This window comes from Acinetobacter sp. NyZ410 (assembly GCF_022828975.1).
Classification (GTDB): Bacteria; Pseudomonadota; Gammaproteobacteria; order Pseudomonadales; family Moraxellaceae; genus Acinetobacter; species Acinetobacter guillouiae.
On sequence record NZ_CP094620.1, the window covers coordinates 2,205,423 to 2,223,236 of the forward strand.

Below are 17,814 nucleotides of genomic sequence, written 5' to 3' on the forward strand. Positions count from 1 at the left end.
GGGATATGAATAAAAAAGTGGTTGTATTTAGTCAAATCGACTCAGAAGTTCAAGCAAAATTAGCAGAAAAATATCAGTTGGTTGTATTGAATCCTAAGCAAGGCGATATCAATGCACAAATTCGTCAAGCGGTTGTTGATGCAGATGCAATGATTGGTGCGGGTCGTTTGCTTAATGAAAGTAATATAGCCACTGCAGAAAAATTAAAAATTATCTCCTCTGTCAGTGTGGGCTATGATAATTACGATGTTGATTATTTAAATCAAAAGAAAATCTGGTTGTCGAATACACCACACGTATTAACCGAAACGACAGCGGATTTAGCCTTTACTTTGTTGATGAGTGCTGCACGTAAAGTACCGAGTTTAGATCACTGGACCAAACAAGGTGAGTGGCAACGTACAGTCAATGCGACACAATTTGGTCAAGAAATTTTTGGTAAAACTTTAGGAATAATCGGTTTAGGTCATATCGGTGCGGCAATTGCACGACGTGGATTTTATGGCTTTAATATGAATATTGTGTATCATAATCGCCGTGAAAAAATCGAAGTTGCACAACAGTTTAATGCACAATATAAAAGTCTTGAAGCACTGTTAAAACAAGCTGATTTTGTTGTGGTTGCGGTAGATTTAAATAGCCAATCTAAAGCCTTAATCGGTGCTCAAGAATTTGCTTTGATGCAAAAGCATGCTGTTTTTGTCAATATTGCACGTGGTTCGGTGGTGGATGAACAGGCATTAACAGAGGCTTTACAGAACCGCCAAATTTTTGCTGCGGGTCTAGACGTATACCAAAAAGAACCGTTGCAACAATCGCCATTGTTTGAGTTGGATAATGTCGTGACTTTACCGCATATCGGTTCAGCAACCGCCGAGACGCGCAAGAAAATGGCGGAACTGGCTTTTCAAAATTTAGCCGATGCTTTGGAACAACGCACACCAAGATATTTAGTCAATGAAAACTTCTAGTTGATGTTGAATGTTTGCTGACAATGCAAATTACATATGAAGTGTTTACAGCCACCTAACACTTCATTGCGAATTTGTACTAAATTCAATGTTATATTTAGAATATTAAAATAATTGGGACGATCAATTGAACAAGACCTTCCTCAGCCTTTGTCTCTGCTTAAGCACTTCAATTAGCTCAGCTGATGATTTTCTGCAAACTCAGAATAGTACTCAATTTGAAGTACCTGAGATTGGCAGTGGGGTGGGGTTTATTGATCAACAAAAAGAAAAAACCATTGGTGAAAAAGTTTATCGTCAAGTGCAACAGCAAATGCCAGTTCTGCAAGATCCTTGGCTGGAAGATCAGTTTATGCTGGTTTTTTCAAAAATTCTCAGTCAGACCCAGCTTTCACAGCCAGTAGGCTTGGTGGTGATTAAAGATGCTCAGATCAATGCATTTGCAGTACCTGGGGGCATGTTTGCCCTAAATAGTGGGATGATTACAGCTTCAAGTAACATGGATGAAGTTGCCAGTGTAATGGGACATGAAATTGCCCATGTCACACAACGTCATTACAGCCGTTCACAGGAAGCATTTAAAGGTCAAGGTTTGTTGGCGCTTGCTGGAATCATTGTTGGCGCTGCATTGGCGTCCAAAGCGGATGGTGATATTGGTGGTGCGGTGATGATGGGTACACAAGCTGCATTGATGGACAAGCAGCTCAGTTATAGCCGAAATCAAGAACGTGAAGCTGATCGGATCGGGATGCAGTTTATGTATGGGGCTGGATATGACCCAGAAAGTATGGCTGATTTCTTTGAAACCATGCATCGTTCTACCAGTCGGTTAAGTTTTTTACCTGATTTTTGGTTAACCCATCCCTTAACAACAGAGCGTATGAGTGAAGCCAGATTAAGGGCAAATCAATTTCCAAAAGTTCCTTTTCGTGCTCAGCAATCTGATTTTGATATTATTAAATGGTATACCGCAGTGATTTCGGGACAAGCCACTGACCGTCAATTGCTGGCTTTAGCACAATCGAATAATTTAGCGGGTTTATTGGCTTTAAGTGAATTTTATTTGCTGCAAGGTGATTATGACAATGCGCAGACGCAGCTGAATTTAGCCAAGAAGGTCAACGCTGAGCATACTTTGGTTACTTTGATTCAAACTGATATTTATTTAGGGCGAAATAAATTAGATGATGCCTATCAAACCATCATCAGTAAGCAAATCATAACCCCAGAAAATCGTGCATTAAGTTATAAATTAGCCGAAGTTTATATTCGACAGCAGAAGCCCAAAGAAGCTGAGCAATTGGTTAATCGTTTTGTGAATAAAAATAATAAAGATATTATTGGCTGGCAACTGTTACAACAAGCGGCAAATTTAGATAAAAAGAATCCAATGCGTACAGTCAATGTGCTGAGAAATCGGGCGGAAGTTCAATATTGGTCTGGTGATGAAGAAAATGCAATTAAATCACTTTTACATGCCAAGCGCTTGGCTAAAGAGAACAATGCGATGAGTGCCCGTATCGATACACGCTTAAAAGTGATGCAAGATGAGCGGAAGTTAAAAATTTAAAAATAAGATTTAAAGAACTTAAAGCTTGAGTTAAAAAACTAAAAATAATGGGTGATTTTAAATGTACCATTAAAGAAAATTTACTTTCTATTCTTGCGTGAACAGGTTAAGCTAAAATCACTTAAAGTTATAATAAAGTATTTGATTCACATGAAGAAAATTTTAATCGCATGCAGCATTTTTTTCTATGCTCACTCAACATTTGCAGCAGTACCAGAAAGCTATGTTCGAGAAGTTGAGCGTATTTCGACGCAATACAGTGCCGACATGAAATTTTTTTTGCGTAGTCTAGATCCTAAATTGAGTCAGTTTAACCCGCAACAAGAGTCACAATTCTGTGGCATTGTTAAAAAATATGTCGATGATATGTATAAAACGACAGATGAAAATCGTCGATACCTCCCACCATCAGCGCAATCTATGACCAAACAAAATGTGATTGATAAAGTGATGTTGTCACCTGAAATGCAGTTACTAAAAAAATATAATATTCAGTGTGATTTGAAATAGGTTTATCTTTAACATCTTACATCTGAGCCACATCATTTATGGATTTTACCCAATTTCAAATTGAGAATGAGCAGATTGTTCTCAACATCATTCAAGTATCTGATGCTGAAGATTTATATAGTGCAATAAAAAATACTTTAACCGAGCTTAGAAAGTTTCCTGCAAGTCTCGCATGGGCATTGGAAGAGCCTAATTTGCCAGCTTCAATGGCATTCTGCCAATCTCGTTTGGTGGCGTTGTTAAATAAAGAGAACTTTGTATTTATTATCCGTTTAAAAGAAACTGATGATTTTTTAGGGGTGATCGATATCCATGCAATTGATTGGTTGCAAAATACTGCATCTATTGGGTTTTGGGGAAACTCAAAATTTAAACAAAAAGGTTATATGGCACAAGCGCTAACACTATTTGTAGGTAGTTTATTCTCGAAATGGAATTTTTTGGGTTTAAATGCTTATGTCGATGTAGAAAATATATTGGCACGAAAATTATGTGAAAAAGCAGGGTTTTTGCTTAAAGATATTCAATATCAATCTGTACAGAATCCAGTCGATGGTGGCTTTAGAGATATTTGCCATTATCAGATAGAAAATAAATGAAGTGAGATTTGTAGATTGACGATTTTGGGCTATTTAACAAGAAACTATTTCATTGCAAAATAATTTTTATTTAAGTTGTTAAATAGACCAAATCAAACAGAAATTCAGATTTAAGAACGTTGGGTTTAGCCAAGTTTTGCTTTAATTTTTGCAGAAACTTGTGCTGGATCGGCACGTCCGGCTATGATCGGACGTAGAGAATTCATCACCTTACCCATATCTTTCATGCTAGTTGCACCTTGCGCAGTAATAGTTTGCGCAATGAGAGAATCAAGCTCGTCCTCTGACATAGCTTCAGGTAGAAACTGAGATAACACCTCAATTTCGGCTTGTTCTTTACTAGCTAAATCTTCACGGCCTGCACCTTCAAAGGCTTTGACCGATTCTTTACGTTGTTTGATTTGCTTTTCAATGACCGCAAGAACCTGAGTATCGTCAAGCTCTATGCGCTCATCGACTTCGATTTGCTTGATTGCTGCCTGTAGACCACGAATTACCGTTAACTTACCCATTTCTTTAGCACGCATTGTTGCTTTTAAAACATCAGTTATTTGGTTTTTTAAAGTAGTCATTTATCTGTCCAGGTGAGTCAATCAATCACAAATTAATCTTAGTAAAGGCGAGTAGTACGTACTGATTCACGCGCCAATTTCTTTTGGTAGCGTTTAACAGCAGCAGCTTTTTTACGTTTACGTTCTTGAGTAGGTTTCTCGTAGAATTCACGTTTACGAACATCAGCTAAAACACCAGCTTTTTCGCATGAACGTTTGAAACGACGGATAGCTACGTCTACTGGTTCGCCTTCTTTCAATTTAACTTGTGGCATGAAGAATCCTCATTAAGTTATGGATAAGATCAGGGTCGAATTACCCTAGATCACAAGTGAAGGTCAGTATTTTACTCATTTACATCTCATACCACAAGTCTATAATAGCTTTAGCAATATTTTGAAATGGGTAAAAGGCAATTTAATGATCGTTCTGGGCTTAGAAACTTCATGTGATGAAACAGGATTAGCGCTCTATGACAATGAAGTCGGCTTAAGAGGACAGGTGTTATATAGTCAAATTAAATTGCATGCAGAGTATGGTGGTGTGGTCCCTGAGTTGGCCTCTCGTGATCATGTTCGTAAGTTAATTCCTTTGATTAATCAGTTGCTTGAGCAAAGCGGTGTAAAAAAATCAGAGATCGATGCAGTGGCGTATACGCGCGGCCCTGGCTTAATGGGCGCACTGATGACAGGGGCATTATTTGGTCGCACCTTGGCTTTTGCGCTGAATAAACCCGCAATTGGCGTGCATCATATGGAAGGTCATATGCTTGCTCCATTATTATCCGAAAATCCACCTGAATTTCCGTTTGTCGCATTATTAGTGTCAGGTGGACACACTCAATTGATGGCAGCACATGCAATAGGTGAGTACGAAATTCTAGGTGAGTCGATTGACGATGCCGCTGGTGAAGCTTTTGATAAAGTCGCAAAAATGTTGAAATTACCTTATCCGGGTGGTCCAAATATTTCAAAATTGGCGGAACAAGGTGACAAAAACGCGTTTGAATTTCCACGTCCAATGTTGCATCAAGGGCTAGATTTTTCATTTAGTGGTCTAAAAACTGCTGTTTCAGTGCAGTTAAAAAAATTAGGTGAAGAACAACGTGATGCAGATATTGCAGCTTCATTCCAAGAAGCTTTAGTGGATACTTTGGTTAAAAAGTCGATTAAAGCCTTAAAACAATCGGGTTTAAGACGTTTGGTGATTGCGGGCGGTGTCAGTGCCAATAAACGTTTAAGAGAGCGCTTAGAAGCAGACTTAGCTAAAATTAAAGCAACAGTTTATTATGCAGAACCTGCTTTATGTACAGATAATGGCGCAATGATTGCGTTTGCAGGTTATCAGCGTTTAAAAGCTGGACAAAAAGATGGTTTATCGGTGACGACAACACCACGCTGGCCAATGACTGAATTGACGAAACCTGAATTAGTTTAAGTCCGATATTGAACGGATTGTTAAATTTAGCAAAGAGGCGAAAGCCTCTTTTTTTTATGGATCTAAAATTTAACGCGAATAAGGCTTCCATGTTTTGCTTTTGTTATCATAGTGATATTGAACCTGATCATCGTAATTTGATTCAAAGTTTGTATGGCCATATTGATGATTGATGCTAAAACAATTTTTAATATTGCTATAGGTTTCATGTGTGCCAGGGTGATCACCATCGAATTGTGAACCCATTAAGCATAATTTGGCATCATTCAATGAAAATGTATAAGTGGGCTTCTTTTTGACATTGCCTTCATTATCTTCCCAACCCGTAAACTGATAATTGAGTGGATAGGCAATACCCGTTTGGGTATCTAAAGCAACCATTTCTAAAGAATCTGGAGTTCCCGTATTGAGTAAAATATATTTTTTATCGAAATTGGGCTGCATTGTTTTAAGCGCATTTTTATATTTGGCAAGATTGGCTTTAGAACAATAATCGCCATTAAAATAATCACTCTGACACTCAGAAACTTTTTTAAACGTCGTCCCAGCATATGCCAATTGTAGCGATGCAGAACAAACAATCAGTGATAGGGCGAAAAATCTTTTCATTTATATTGACTTTGAAGGTGTTTCTACACAGTTTATCGCATTTCTTTTACTGTGGTTTATCTGATTTCATGATAAAAAATAATCAGAATATTAAAAAATGAGATTGGAACATGGACTTATTGTCTTCTGAACAGCATATCCACCCAAACAATATTGGTACAGATCCTCAGCTTTATAAAAAATTTAGCCAAGGCGTGCGTTTACCTTATGAAGTTTTAAACATTCACAATATTCCTGATGGTGCAAAACCAGGCCATTTTATCGAGGTTCGTTGTGGTGGGTTTGGTTCAGAAATTTCAGCACACCCTACAGAAAAGTATCAATTCTATGCACTTACAGATCGTGGGCCGAATACCACGTATAACGTCAATCAGGATCATGGCAAAATCTTTTTAGAGCCTGACTATACCCCTAAAATTGGATTATTTGAGTTAAAAAAAGATGGAACTATTCAGAAAATAAAAGAAATTTTATTAAAAGATCCAACGGGCAGAAATATTACTGGTTTGCCTAATCAGCATTTTGGTGCAAGTAAAGAAATCGCCTATGACCAAGATGGCAAGAAATTAGCCATAGGCACAGATGAATTTGGATTGGATGCTGAAGGTTTGGTTGCACTCAAAGATGGTACTTTCTGGGTCAGTGATGAATATGGTCCTCATATTGTGCATTTTAATGCAGATGGGCTGGAAATCGACCGGATCAATGCCTATGTCTTAGATGAGCGCAGAACATCGGGGTATTTATTGCCCCAAGAATATGCCAATCGACGCCAAAATCGAGGGATGGAAGGTTTAACCATTACACCTGATCAAAAAAAGCTGGTGGGCATCATGCAATCCACCATGAGCAATCCCGATGCATCGGTAAGCAAATCAGATCTTGTGCGTATTGTGACGATTGATTTAGAAAGCAAAGTCGTTTCTCAGTATTTGTATCAACAAGAAGGGGGTGCAAAGACCTATTCAAATACAGCAATTACAGCCTTGAGTTCCACTCAATTTCTAGTCGCAGAACGTGATGATGATTTCTATAAAGATAATTCTCAAGCATTTAAACGGATTTATAAAATCAATTTGCAACATGCCACTGATTTGGAAAAGCTAAAGCCAACTTCGACGATTCGGCAAGATGAACAATTCGGCCTGTTGATAGCGGAACAAACCTTAGAACAATATGTGTTAACAGCAGGCTGGAGTGGTCTGGCTCAACAGGGTATCTATCCGGTAGAAAAAACCTTAGTGGTGGATTTGGTTGCGCGTTTACAGTATCCGCACGATAAAATTGAAGGTCTATGGGTGATTGATGAACAGCATTTAGCAGTGCTCAATGATGATGATTATGCTTTTTCTGAAACAGATGGGGTACTGGAACAAAAGTATTTGGATCAAGATAAAACTATCATCGATGGCAATACACTTTATATCCTTGATCAATTGGATTTAACAGCGGATTAAATCATTATCCATTCAAGATAAAATTAAACCGCCAAATTTATTTGACGGTTTAATGCATAGTTTCACGCTTAACTTTGTGCTGGTTTTAAAGTTGATTCAAGTATTAAGCTTGATTCAAAGATTAAACTTAGTATTCCCAGAACATCCGTTGAATTTCTTTTGCATCTTTGGTTTTAGTGAGTGCCAAAGCGGCTAAAAGTTTTGCTTTTTGCGGATTTAAATCGTGAGCAACCACCCAACCATATTTATCATCAGGCTGTTCAGCATTACGTAACACAAAACCTTGTGGAACGCGTGAAGAACGAATGATCTGTACACCTTGTTGCTGGAGTTGGTTTAATGTCGGAACAATATAGTTGGCAACGGAACCATTACCTGTACCCGCATGAATAATGGCTTTAGCACCCGCTTTCGCATAGGCCACATAGGCATCTGGAAGCATATTGCCTGAACCATAAACGATTTGAACGATTGGTAACGCATCACCCTGAATGTTTTCAATATTAAACTCAGAACTATTGTTAAAACGTTTTGCAACGTTTCTAAACCAATAAGGTTTACCTTCAACCAGTGTACCTAAAGCACCCCATTGGCTGACAAAAGCATCGGTATGAATATTGATGGTCTTTGACACATCACGTGCTGCAAAAATATCATCATTCATTAACACAAAAACGCCTTTGCCTTTGGCACTGTCTGCGGCAGCAAGCGCAACAGCACTATACAGGTTCAAAGGGCCGTCAGCTGAAAGCGCTGAAGGTGGACGCATAGAACCAACAACGACAATTGGTTTATCTGTATGAACCGTAAGACTTAGAAAATAAGCAGTTTCTTCTAAAGTATCTGTACCATGGGTAATCACCACGCCATTCACATCAGGCTTTTTAACCAATTCATTTACTTTACGTGCAATGGTTAAAAGCTCTTTGTCAGTGATGCTTTCTGAAGCAACCTGTAAAGCCTGTACGCCTGTAACATTAGCAAGATTTTGAATTTGCGGAACTGCATTCAACAAATCATCTACAGGAACTTTCGCAGCAGTATATGTTGCGCTATTTGTAGAACTTGCTCCAGCACCCGCGATCGTACCGCCAGTTGCGACGACAACGACATTATTTTTTGCATAACTCGTAAAGGGTAAAAGCATGCCAATTGCAAGTGTAAGTGCAGTAACCGTCTTTTTCATAAACTATCCTTTTCAATCATTGTTCTGGTCATAAGCATTTTTTGTACCAGTTTTTCAATCTATATAAATACTGAGCTGTTGCCCATACTTATTTAAAAATGTAATTTTTCAAATAATCACTCAAATTTATAGTTACATACTATTAAAACTGGATAAAGTGCTTGCCAGTGTGTTTTTTCAGCATTCAATGAAGATGTTGTGCAATATAACGTCAATGACTAAGTTTTTAGTTGTACAGATGCTTGAGCAATAAAAAAGGCATTCAATTTTGAATGCCTTTTTGAGCTTATCTTTACTTTATAAAGATTAACGCATTTTTGCCAAGAAACGACTTAAGCGGTTCATTGCTTCACGTAATTCATTTTCTGCGGGGAGGAATACCACACGGAAATGATCAGGTGTAGGCCAGTTAAAACCTGTACCTTGAACCAGTAAAACTTTTTCAGCTTTGAGGAAATCTAACATGAATTTTTCATCATCTTCAATTGGATAGATTTCAGGATCTAGCCTAGGGAAACAATACATTGCACCTTCTGGTTTTACGCACGACACGCCAGGAATATCGTTAAGCATTTCCCAAGCAATATTGCGTTGTTCATATAAACGACCACCTGGGCGGATCAAATCATTAATTGATTGATAGCCACCTAAAGCAGTTTGAATCGCATATTGGGCTTGATGGTTGGCACATAAACGCATTGAGGCAAGCATGTCCAAGCCTTCGATGTAATCCATTGCACGTGACTTATCACCCGTAATCGCCATCCAACCAGAACGGTAGCCGGCAATACGATAGGCTTTAGATAAACCATTAAAAGAAACACATAAATGGTTTCCTGCTAATGCTGCAACAGAGACATGTTCGATACCGTCATACACAATTTTGTCGTAAATTTCATCTGCAAATAAAATTAGATCATGTTTTTTTGCTAATGCGACGATCTGTTCTAAAACATGGCGCGGATAGACTGAACCCGTTGGATTATTTGGGTTAATCACCACAATACCACGAGTATTTGGGGTAATTTTACTTTCCATATCCGCCATATCAGGATACCAGTAGTTTTGGTCATCACATTTATAGTGAATCGCTGTACCACCTGATAGGTTGACGGCTGCCGTCCATAATGGGTAATCCGGCATTGGAACCAGCATTTCATCGCCATCATCCAATAAACCTTGCATCGCCATAACGATCAGTTCAGATACACCATTCCCGATATACACATCTTTGACATGTAAATCTAAGATACCTTTTTGCTGATAATACTGACAGATGGCTTTACGCGCAGGGAAGATTCCTTTTGAATCTGTATAACCGACAGCATTAGGCAAATTTAAAGCCACATCATTGATAATTTCTTGCGGGGCTTCAAAGCCGAACGGGGCGGGGTTACCGATATTTAATTTAATAATTTTATGACCGGCTTCTTCCATCTCATTGGCCGCTCGTAACACTGGTCCACGAATGTCGTAGCAAACATGCTCTAGCTTTGACGATTTCTTGATTTCACGTGGGGTTGTGTTACCTAAAACGGACATAATTTTATCCAATTATTTTGAGTTAAAAAAATAGATTACTGAAATATCACAATCTATGTTGAAATTTAGCTAGAAATTTTCCAAGCTCTAGCGTAAATATGGAAGTACTGAAGCATGACATTGAATGTCAAAGATTTAAAGGAGTTTAATGATGGGAAAACTCAATAAAACAGACCGAGAATGGCAAAGAGAGTTATCACCAGAGGAATTTAAAATCACTCGACAAAAGGGCACTGAACCTGCCTTTACTGGAAAGTATTGGAATTCCAAGCAGCATGGAACCTATGTATGTCGATGTTGTGGGGAAGAATTATTCTCTTCAGAAACCAAATATGACAGTGGTTGTGGTTGGCCGAGCTTTTTTAAACCGATCAATAATACTGTTATAGAAGAACAAGATGATCATTCGCATGGTATGGAACGTGTAGAAATTATATGCCATCATTGCGACGCTCATTTGGGGCATGTATTTGAAGATGGACCACAACCAACGGGCTTACGCTACTGCGTAAATTCCGCTTCTTTAGAATTAAAATCACAAGAAAAAGGCGACGAGGAAACGTATCCATGACCAACATTTATCAGTTTGAGGCTGAGCTGTTAGAGGGTGAAAATAAATCTTTTTCTGATTATGAAGGAAAAGTTTTATTGATTGTAAATACTGCAAGTAAATGTGGCTTTACTCCACAATTTGCAGGATTAGAAAAGGTTTACGAGAAATATAAAGACCAAGGTCTTGAAGTTTTAGGATTTCCTTGTAACCAGTTCGGTGGACAAGACCCCGGTACAAATGAGCAAATCGGCGCTTATTGCCAACGCAATTATGGTGTTTCTTTTCCAATGTTCGCTAAAGTGAATGTAAAAGGACCTGAAGCGCATGTGATATTCCGTTATTTAACCAATAACAGTAAGGGCATACTCGGCAGTGGCATTAAGTGGAATTTCACCAAATTCTTAATAAATAAGAAAGGTGAAGTGATTAACCGCTATGCACCAACCACGAAGCCTGAGGATATAGAACAGGATATTGAAAAAGCTTTAGCAGAATAACCTGTTGTACAGACCAAAATAAGACTGAGGATATGATGCAATTAGACACTGCAGTTGAATTTTGGACTGATCCGCAAATGCCCTATGTCGAAACACGTAGGGCATGTCAAAGCCGTATTTGCTATAAATCACATAGCCATCCGACCTTTTCGATTGGTGCTGTAGATTGTGGGATAAGCCGCTTTAGTAGCTATTTTGCCAGTGAGGAGCAAATTCAAACAGGAAGCGTAGTGATCATTCCTGCTGAGGTGGAACACGCATGTAATCCACTGGAAAATCAAGCATGGAGTTATCAGATGATGCATTTAGATGCACATTGGGTTGCTCAACTCGTTTCAGAATTAGTCAAAGATATTGAGCAGCTTTATCCTCATCATATTCCGTTGCTAAAACCACAAATTTTAACAAACCCACATATATACCAAGCATTTACGCAGTTAAATCAGCTGTTATTTGATCCAACCATATCGATTTTATTCAAACAACAACAATTAATTGAAGTGCTGAGTGAAATATTATTGCCCAATTTTGAATTTACCTTATTAAAGCAGTCTGATTATTTTCAAAAGCATTTGGGTGCAATAATTGATGATATGAATCACAGTAAACAGATGCTTTCTTTAGAAGATCTCAGTCAAAGCCTCGGGATTAGTCGTTATGCCATTATTCGCTTGTTTAAAAATAATTTTGGTTTAACACCACATGCGTATCAATTAAATCAAAAAATAAATATAGCCAGAAAGCGTTTGAAGTCTGGAGAAGCAATTATTCAAGTTGCACATGATTTGGGATTTACAGACCAAAGTCATTTTCATCATGTGTTTAAATCGCATACTGGAATCACACCAAAGCAGTTTCAAGCTCAGTTTGTCATGCTCTAACTGCGCAATTATCTACAAGATAATAGGTTCTAAAAATATTTAAGCTTATCTAAATATTTTTTGGATCGAGTAATGCAACTGTTCATTATTGTGATTGTCACCCATTTCATTGCTTTGCTTTCGCCGGGCCCTGATTTTTTTCTTATTTTAACTTCGTTGTTTCGAAATGGACCACATGCAGCGAGGGCTGTTTGCTTAGGGATCGTCTTGGGAAATGTTGCCGTGATTGGTCTTATTTTGAGCTCATTGTTTTTTCTTGGCAAACTCGATGATGAAATTTTAAAGTTGGTAAAATGGGGCTGTATTGCTTATTTAAGTTATTTGTCTTATCGGTGTTTCATATTTGCACAACAAGCTAAGCTAACAGTGGATTACCATCTAGAGCACCAAAATAAACCCACTTTTGCATGGATAAAATATGTCTTACTGGGGATACAGTCGAGTTTATTAAATCCTAAAAATATTCTGTTTTATAGCAGTATTATTATGGCAATTTATCAACACTATAATGTTGTTCAACTGACTTTAACCTGTCTGTGGATGGTGAGTGTAGTTTTGATCTGGAACTTGTTTCTGGTGCGATTGATGACTCAAAATAAAGCTATGCATTGGTTTAAAACCAAAATCAAATATATTTATTATCTTTCATCCTTATGCTTTGGCTTATTTGCCGCAGTTTTGTTGCTGAATTAATCAAATAAAATTAGCCCAAATAAAAAAATGTCTATCTAATAAAGATCTTTGATAAATCAAAAAATGATCATGTGGAGTGAATCATATTGGTATTGAAAGTTCCTTCTCCCTTTGGGAGAAGGCTAGGATGAGGGCGCTTTTATGTTGATTTATGGTTTTAAAAAGGACTTATGAAAGAAGTCTAATAAAGATCTAGATAGGCTTTCTCTTTTACATTATGTTGTCATCTCATTCAATTTTAAAAATCAAGAATGAGATACGCTTGCTTCTTTCGATTTATTGGCTTTATTGGGCTTAAATAACATGTTGTGAATATCATCAATAAAGGTATACACAACAGGAATAACCAATAACGACAAGAAGGTACTGGTAATCAGTCCACCAATTACAGAGATTGCCATCGGTGCTCTAAAACTTGGATCTGTACCTATTCCTAACGCAATCGGAAACATACCTGCGCCCATCGCTAAAGTGGTCATAATAATCGGTCGTGCACGCTTATGGCAGGCATCTAAGAGCGCATTCATACGTGAATACTGCCGTTCATTGCGGGCGATAATTGCATAATCGACCAAAAGAATCGAGTTTTTACTGGCAATTCCCATCAACATGATTAAGCCAATCAAACTTGGCATCGAAAAACTACTTTTTGCTAAAAGCAGTAGCACAAACGCACCACCCAGTGCCAAAGGCAATGCTACTAAAATGGTGATTGGTTGTAAGAAGTCTTTAAACAAGAGCACCAAGACCACATAGATACACAATACGCCTGTGAGCATAGCTAAACCAAAGCTTGCAAAGAGCTGTTCCATCACATCGGCATCACCCAGATTGGTACGTTTTACCGTCGGAGGTAAGTTTTTGATGGTTGGAAGTTTATCTACAGCAGCCGCAACATCGCCTAAAGGCTGATCATTGAGCTCAATATTAAAGTTGATGTTACGTAAACGGTTAAAGCGGTCAATTTGTGAAGGACCACTTTCAATATTAACTTGTGCAATGGTGCCTAACATCACTGGACCTTTACTGCCTGTAATCATCAAGCGTTTAATCAGGTCTTGGTCTTGACGTGCAGACAGGGGCAGTTTGATGACGATCGGAATTTGCCGTTGCGAAAGGTTTAATTTTGCCAAATTCTGATCAAAATCTCCCGCCGTGGCAATACGCACAGTTTCAGCGATATTTTGTGTGGTAATGCCTAAATCCGCAGCTTTTGCAAAGTCAGGGCGAATCACCAATTCAGGGCGAATCAATGCTGCGCTTGAGGTAATACTACCAATATTTGGAATAGTCCGGATTTCTCGTTCTACTTGACGTGCTGTACTGATTAATACATCTGGGTCATCACCTGACAGGGCAATTTGATATTGGCTGTTATTGCCTGCAATACCGACTTGAATCCGTGCACCAGGCAATGGAGCTAAACGTTGGCGCAAGTCGTTTTCAATTTTTTGCAAACTTGCAGCACGGTCTGAACGTGCTGTGACTTGAATGGTTAAGGTTGCTTTTCTTGGTTCACTTGATGCACCACCCGCAAAAGGATCTGTACCTGCTGAACCACCACCAATCGTGGTATAGACACTTTTAATTTCAGGATGATCCTTAATTAAACTACGCGCGTATTCTGCTGCTTTTAAGGTATCTGGAAATTGTGAACCTGGTGGAAGCTCGACACGCACTTGGGTCTGCCCAGTGTCAGGTGGTGGAACAAAGCCTGTAGGGAGTAATGGAATGAGCATCAGTGAAGCAATAAAAAATATGATGGCACTGCTTAAGGTGATCCAACGATGATTTAAACACCAAGTCACCATCCGCATATAGGCGCGCATCACCCGACCATCTTTGGCACGATCATGTTGAAGTTCAAGATCACCATGATCTTTGATTGCTTGGCTTTGATCATCTAATACTTGGTTGTCATGATGACTTTCAACTTTGCCAACCCAAGGTTTAAGAATATAGGCTGACATCATAGGTGTCAGTAAGCGTGCCACCAAAAGTGAGGCAAAAATAGCCAAAGCCGCTGTCCAGCCAAATTGCACAAAGAATTTACCTGCAATACCACTCATAAAGGCAGTGGGTAAGAACACTGCAATCAAGGTGAAAGTGGTGGCAATCACGGCTAAACCAATTTCATCGGCTGCCTCCATGGCCGCTTCATAAGGCGTTTTCCCCATTCGAAGATGCCGTATGATATTTTCAATTTCTACAATGGCATCATCGACCAGTATTCCCACAACCAACGACATGGCTAACAGTGTGACAATATTTAAAGTAAAACCTAAGTAATACATGCCAATTAGGGCAGGTAGAATGGACAAAGGCAGGGCAGTAGCCGCAATGATCGTGGCACGCCAATCTCGTAAAAATAACCAAACCACCAAGATTGCAAGAAGTGCGCCTTCATACAGCAAGGACATTGAGCCTTTATAGTTATCAACCACAGGATTTACAAAGTTAAATGCTTCAGTGATTTTAATATCAGGATGCGCCGCTTTTAATGTTTCAAGTGCCTCTTTTACTCCGATTTCAACATCAACTTCACTTGCACCTTTACTGCGAGTAATTTCAAAGCCAATCACAGGGTGGCCATTTAACAGTGCAGCAGAACGTCGTTCAGCAATGCCGTCGCGAATGCTAGCAACTTGATCCAGCCGAATATGGCGACCATCACTCAAGGCAATATCCATTGCTGCAATTTCAGCAGCAGTTTTTACTGTGGCAATGGTACGAATAGACTGTTCACTGCCGCCTATTTTGGTTTGTCCGCCAGATGCATCTTGTTGAACAAGGCGTAATTGTCGGGTGATGTCTGTTGCTGTGGCATTTAATGCTAAGAGTTTTTCAGGATCTAATTCAACATCAACTTGACGCGTGACGCCGCCTACACGAGAAACCGCACCAACGCCTTTGACTTTTAACATTGCACGTGCAACATCGTAATCCACAAACCAAGACAACGCTTCCTCATCCATACGAGGGGACTGAATGGTATAGGTGAGAATTGGTGAACCTGAAAGGTTGATTTTACTGACAATTGGATCACGAAGATCTGCGGGTAAATCTGAACGTACTTGTGAAACCGCATTACGGACATCATCAACAGCTTCTTGCAGTGGTTTTTCCAGTTGAAACTCTGCAGTTACGGTGACTACACCATCTTGGATATTGGTATATTGATTTTTAAGTCCTTGTAAAGTTGCAATCGAGTTCTCAATTTTACGTGCAACTTCTGTTTCCAGTTGCGGCGGTGCTGCACCGGGTAAAGCCGCTGTGACCGTGACCATTGGTAATTCAATATCGGGAAATTGTTGTATTTTCATCCAATGGAAACACATCAAACCCGCTAAACCAAGCATGATAAAAAGCAAGATACCGGGAATCGGATTTTTAATCGACCAAGCGGAGAAATTCATGTTATTTCTCCTGCGTGCTAACGAGTTGTTTGGTCAATGGTGTATCTGGAATCGCTTGCCCACGTTTGATTAAATCACCATCTGACAAGAATCCTGTTCCAGATGCAACCAGTTGAGTGTTTGCTGCTAAATCAACAATTTCAACACGATCATTTAAACGTCGACCAAGTGTGACTTTCTGTTGAGTTACTCGATTATCTTTATTGACAATAAACACATAAGAGAAACCATCACGTAAAAGTACTGCGGTTTGAGGCACTGTTAGTGCTGGCTTTTCGCCTAGATCAAACTCACCTTTGACAAACATACCCATACGAACAGCATCAGTGGTAGGTATATCCACATAGACCAAGCCATAACGTGTTTGCGGGTCAATGACTGGTGCAATCATCCGAACGCTACCTGAAACGGCTGAACGGCTAGGATCAGGTGAGGTGATATGCGCTGTCATGCCTTTTTTAAGTTTATATAAGTCTGTCGAGGTTACTTCGGCACGCCATTCCAAACGGTTATCACGGATCAAGCGAAACAGTTCTTGCCCTGTTTGTGCCAATGAGCCAACTGTTGCTGTACGTGCTGAAATAACCCCATGATCGGGTGCAATCACTTGGGTTTGTGTTAAACGAAGCTGATTACTGTCAATTTGGGCTTTGGCAGCATCTAAACGGGCTTGTGCTGTACTTTGAGAAGTCAGGTATTTTGTCGCTTCTTGTTGTGAAATTGCACCAGTATTTTTGAGTTGTTGAATACGTTGATTATTGATACTGGCATCATCTAGAACAGCTTTCGCTTCTGCATAATTGGCCTTTGCTGTCGCCAATTCAGCACGAATACTTTCACTGTTAATTTCAGCCAAAACTTGCCCACGTTGTACGCTATCTCCAACGTTGACATTGACTTTGGTAATTCGTTGCCCCGAAAGTTCACTGCCAATCACCACTTCTTGCCATGCAGCAATATTGCCATTGGCTGTAAAGTTTTGCTTCCAGTTTTGTAGCTCGGGTTGTATCACCGTTACAGTCAGTGCTGGTTTTGCGCTAGAAGCGGATGTTGCTGCATTTTCTGGAGAAGGCTGCTTTTTATTTGAAGATTTCCATCCAATAAAAGCCACGATTAGCACAATAAAAATAATTGCAATAATGATCCCGAGTTTTGAGTTTATGCGCTTTTTTTTCATTGGGTCATGCGATTTCATTTTAGTTTTTTAAATGAGTAGAGATAAGTTGAGTATCTCTAAAGGCTCTATGTTTGGTCAAGTTGCAATACAGCGCTTAATGTGATTTTTTGAAAGTTAAGCGGTTAAATTTTGCTATAGAGAGGCCGTTGAAGTTAGTGATAATTG

Annotated in this window: 17 protein-coding genes; 10 read left to right on the forward strand and 7 right to left on the reverse strand. The window is 39.1% G+C overall.

Annotated elements, in window-relative coordinates; all coding sequences use genetic code 11:
- Positions 1-5: 5 nt before the first annotated feature.
- From MTO68_RS10305 to MTO68_RS10320, 4 genes are all read left to right on the forward strand, one after another.
- Complete coding sequence (locus MTO68_RS10305; RefSeq protein ID WP_244015834.1) at positions 6-971, forward strand: D-glycerate dehydrogenase; 966 nt, start codon at positions 6-8, stop codon at positions 969-971.
- 172 nt (positions 972-1,143) lie between these two features.
- A complete protein-coding gene (locus MTO68_RS10310; RefSeq protein ID WP_224965516.1) occupies positions 1,144-2,541 on the forward strand; it encodes a M48 family metalloprotease in 1,398 nt (465 codons plus the stop codon).
- Between the two features lie 150 nt (positions 2,542-2,691).
- Positions 2,692-3,051, forward strand: coding sequence for a hypothetical protein (locus MTO68_RS10315; protein WP_034612790.1), 360 nt, complete (start codon positions 2,692-2,694; stop codon positions 3,049-3,051).
- Positions 3,052-3,089: 38 nt separating this feature from the next.
- Positions 3,090-3,650, forward strand: coding sequence for a GNAT family protein (locus tag MTO68_RS10320; RefSeq protein WP_244015835.1), 561 nt, complete (start codon positions 3,090-3,092; stop codon positions 3,648-3,650).
- Between the two features lie 125 nt (positions 3,651-3,775).
- Here the strand turns inward: MTO68_RS10320 and MTO68_RS10325 are convergent, their stop codons facing one another.
- Together MTO68_RS10325 and rpsU are read right to left on the reverse strand one after the other, a co-directional pair.
- Positions 3,776-4,222, reverse strand: coding sequence for a GatB/YqeY domain-containing protein (locus MTO68_RS10325; RefSeq protein WP_004720970.1), 447 nt, complete (start codon positions 4,220-4,222; stop codon positions 3,776-3,778).
- A gap of 38 nt (positions 4,223-4,260) precedes the next feature.
- Positions 4,261-4,476 (reverse strand): 30S ribosomal protein S21, encoded by a 216-nt coding sequence (gene rpsU, locus MTO68_RS10330; protein WP_001136722.1) that lies wholly within the window; start codon positions 4,474-4,476, stop codon positions 4,261-4,263.
- Positions 4,477-4,621: 145 nt separating this feature from the next.
- On the opposite strand from rpsU, the gene tsaD reads away from it, so the two are divergent.
- Complete coding sequence (gene tsaD, locus MTO68_RS10335; RefSeq protein ID WP_004720969.1) at positions 4,622-5,638, forward strand: tRNA (adenosine(37)-N6)-threonylcarbamoyltransferase complex transferase subunit TsaD; 1,017 nt, start codon at positions 4,622-4,624, stop codon at positions 5,636-5,638.
- A gap of 69 nt (positions 5,639-5,707) precedes the next feature.
- On the opposite strand, the gene MTO68_RS10340 is transcribed toward tsaD, so the two are convergent.
- Positions 5,708-6,247: a hypothetical protein gene (locus MTO68_RS10340; protein ID WP_244015836.1), complete on the reverse strand. Its 540-nt coding sequence runs from the start codon at positions 6,245-6,247 to the stop codon at positions 5,708-5,710.
- A gap of 110 nt (positions 6,248-6,357) precedes the next feature.
- On the opposite strand from MTO68_RS10340, the gene MTO68_RS10345 reads away from it, so the two are divergent.
- Positions 6,358-7,704: an esterase-like activity of phytase family protein gene (locus MTO68_RS10345; RefSeq protein WP_244015837.1), complete on the forward strand. Its 1,347-nt coding sequence runs from the start codon at positions 6,358-6,360 to the stop codon at positions 7,702-7,704.
- Positions 7,705-7,831: 127 nt separating this feature from the next.
- On the opposite strand, the gene MTO68_RS10350 is transcribed toward MTO68_RS10345, so the two are convergent.
- Positions 7,832-8,890, reverse strand: coding sequence for a type II asparaginase (locus tag MTO68_RS10350; RefSeq protein WP_004720964.1), 1,059 nt, complete (start codon positions 8,888-8,890; stop codon positions 7,832-7,834).
- A 306-nt stretch (positions 8,891-9,196) separates the two neighbouring features.
- Entirely contained in the window at positions 9,197-10,432 is a 1,236-nt protein-coding gene (locus MTO68_RS10355; RefSeq protein ID WP_004720962.1) for a pyridoxal phosphate-dependent aminotransferase, read from the reverse strand.
- Positions 10,433-10,583: 151 nt separating this feature from the next.
- Between MTO68_RS10355 and msrB the strand changes: the two genes are divergently transcribed.
- From msrB to MTO68_RS10375, 4 genes are all read left to right on the forward strand, one after another.
- A complete protein-coding gene (msrB, locus tag MTO68_RS10360; protein WP_004720961.1) occupies positions 10,584-11,003 on the forward strand; it encodes a peptide-methionine (R)-S-oxide reductase MsrB in 420 nt (139 codons plus the stop codon).
- On the forward strand, positions 11,000-11,482 hold the full coding sequence (locus MTO68_RS10365; protein ID WP_096733977.1) for a glutathione peroxidase: 483 nt from the start codon (positions 11,000-11,002) through the stop codon (positions 11,480-11,482). Before msrB ends, MTO68_RS10365 begins: the two co-directional genes overlap by 4 nt.
- Positions 11,483-11,517: 35 nt before the next feature.
- Positions 11,518-12,363, forward strand: a complete 846-nt coding sequence (locus MTO68_RS10370; RefSeq protein ID WP_244015968.1) for an AraC family transcriptional regulator — start codon at positions 11,518-11,520, stop codon at positions 12,361-12,363.
- A 72-nt stretch (positions 12,364-12,435) separates the two neighbouring features.
- The gene (locus tag MTO68_RS10375) at positions 12,436-13,056 is read left to right on the forward strand and encodes a LysE family translocator (protein WP_244015838.1); all 621 of its coding nucleotides are present in this window, start codon (positions 12,436-12,438) and stop codon (positions 13,054-13,056) included.
- Positions 13,057-13,301: 245 nt separating this feature from the next.
- On the opposite strand, the gene MTO68_RS10380 is transcribed toward MTO68_RS10375, so the two are convergent.
- Both MTO68_RS10380 and MTO68_RS10385 read right to left on the reverse strand, forming a co-directional pair.
- Positions 13,302-16,472 carry an efflux RND transporter permease subunit gene (locus MTO68_RS10380; RefSeq protein ID WP_244015839.1) on the reverse strand — a complete coding sequence of 1,057 codons (3,171 nt, stop codon included), beginning with the start codon at positions 16,470-16,472 and terminating at the stop codon, positions 13,302-13,304.
- Between the two features lies 1 nt (position 16,473).
- The gene (locus MTO68_RS10385) at positions 16,474-17,667 is read right to left on the reverse strand and encodes an efflux RND transporter periplasmic adaptor subunit (protein ID WP_244015840.1); all 1,194 of its coding nucleotides are present in this window, start codon (positions 17,665-17,667) and stop codon (positions 16,474-16,476) included.
- Positions 17,668-17,814: the final 147 nt, after the last annotated feature.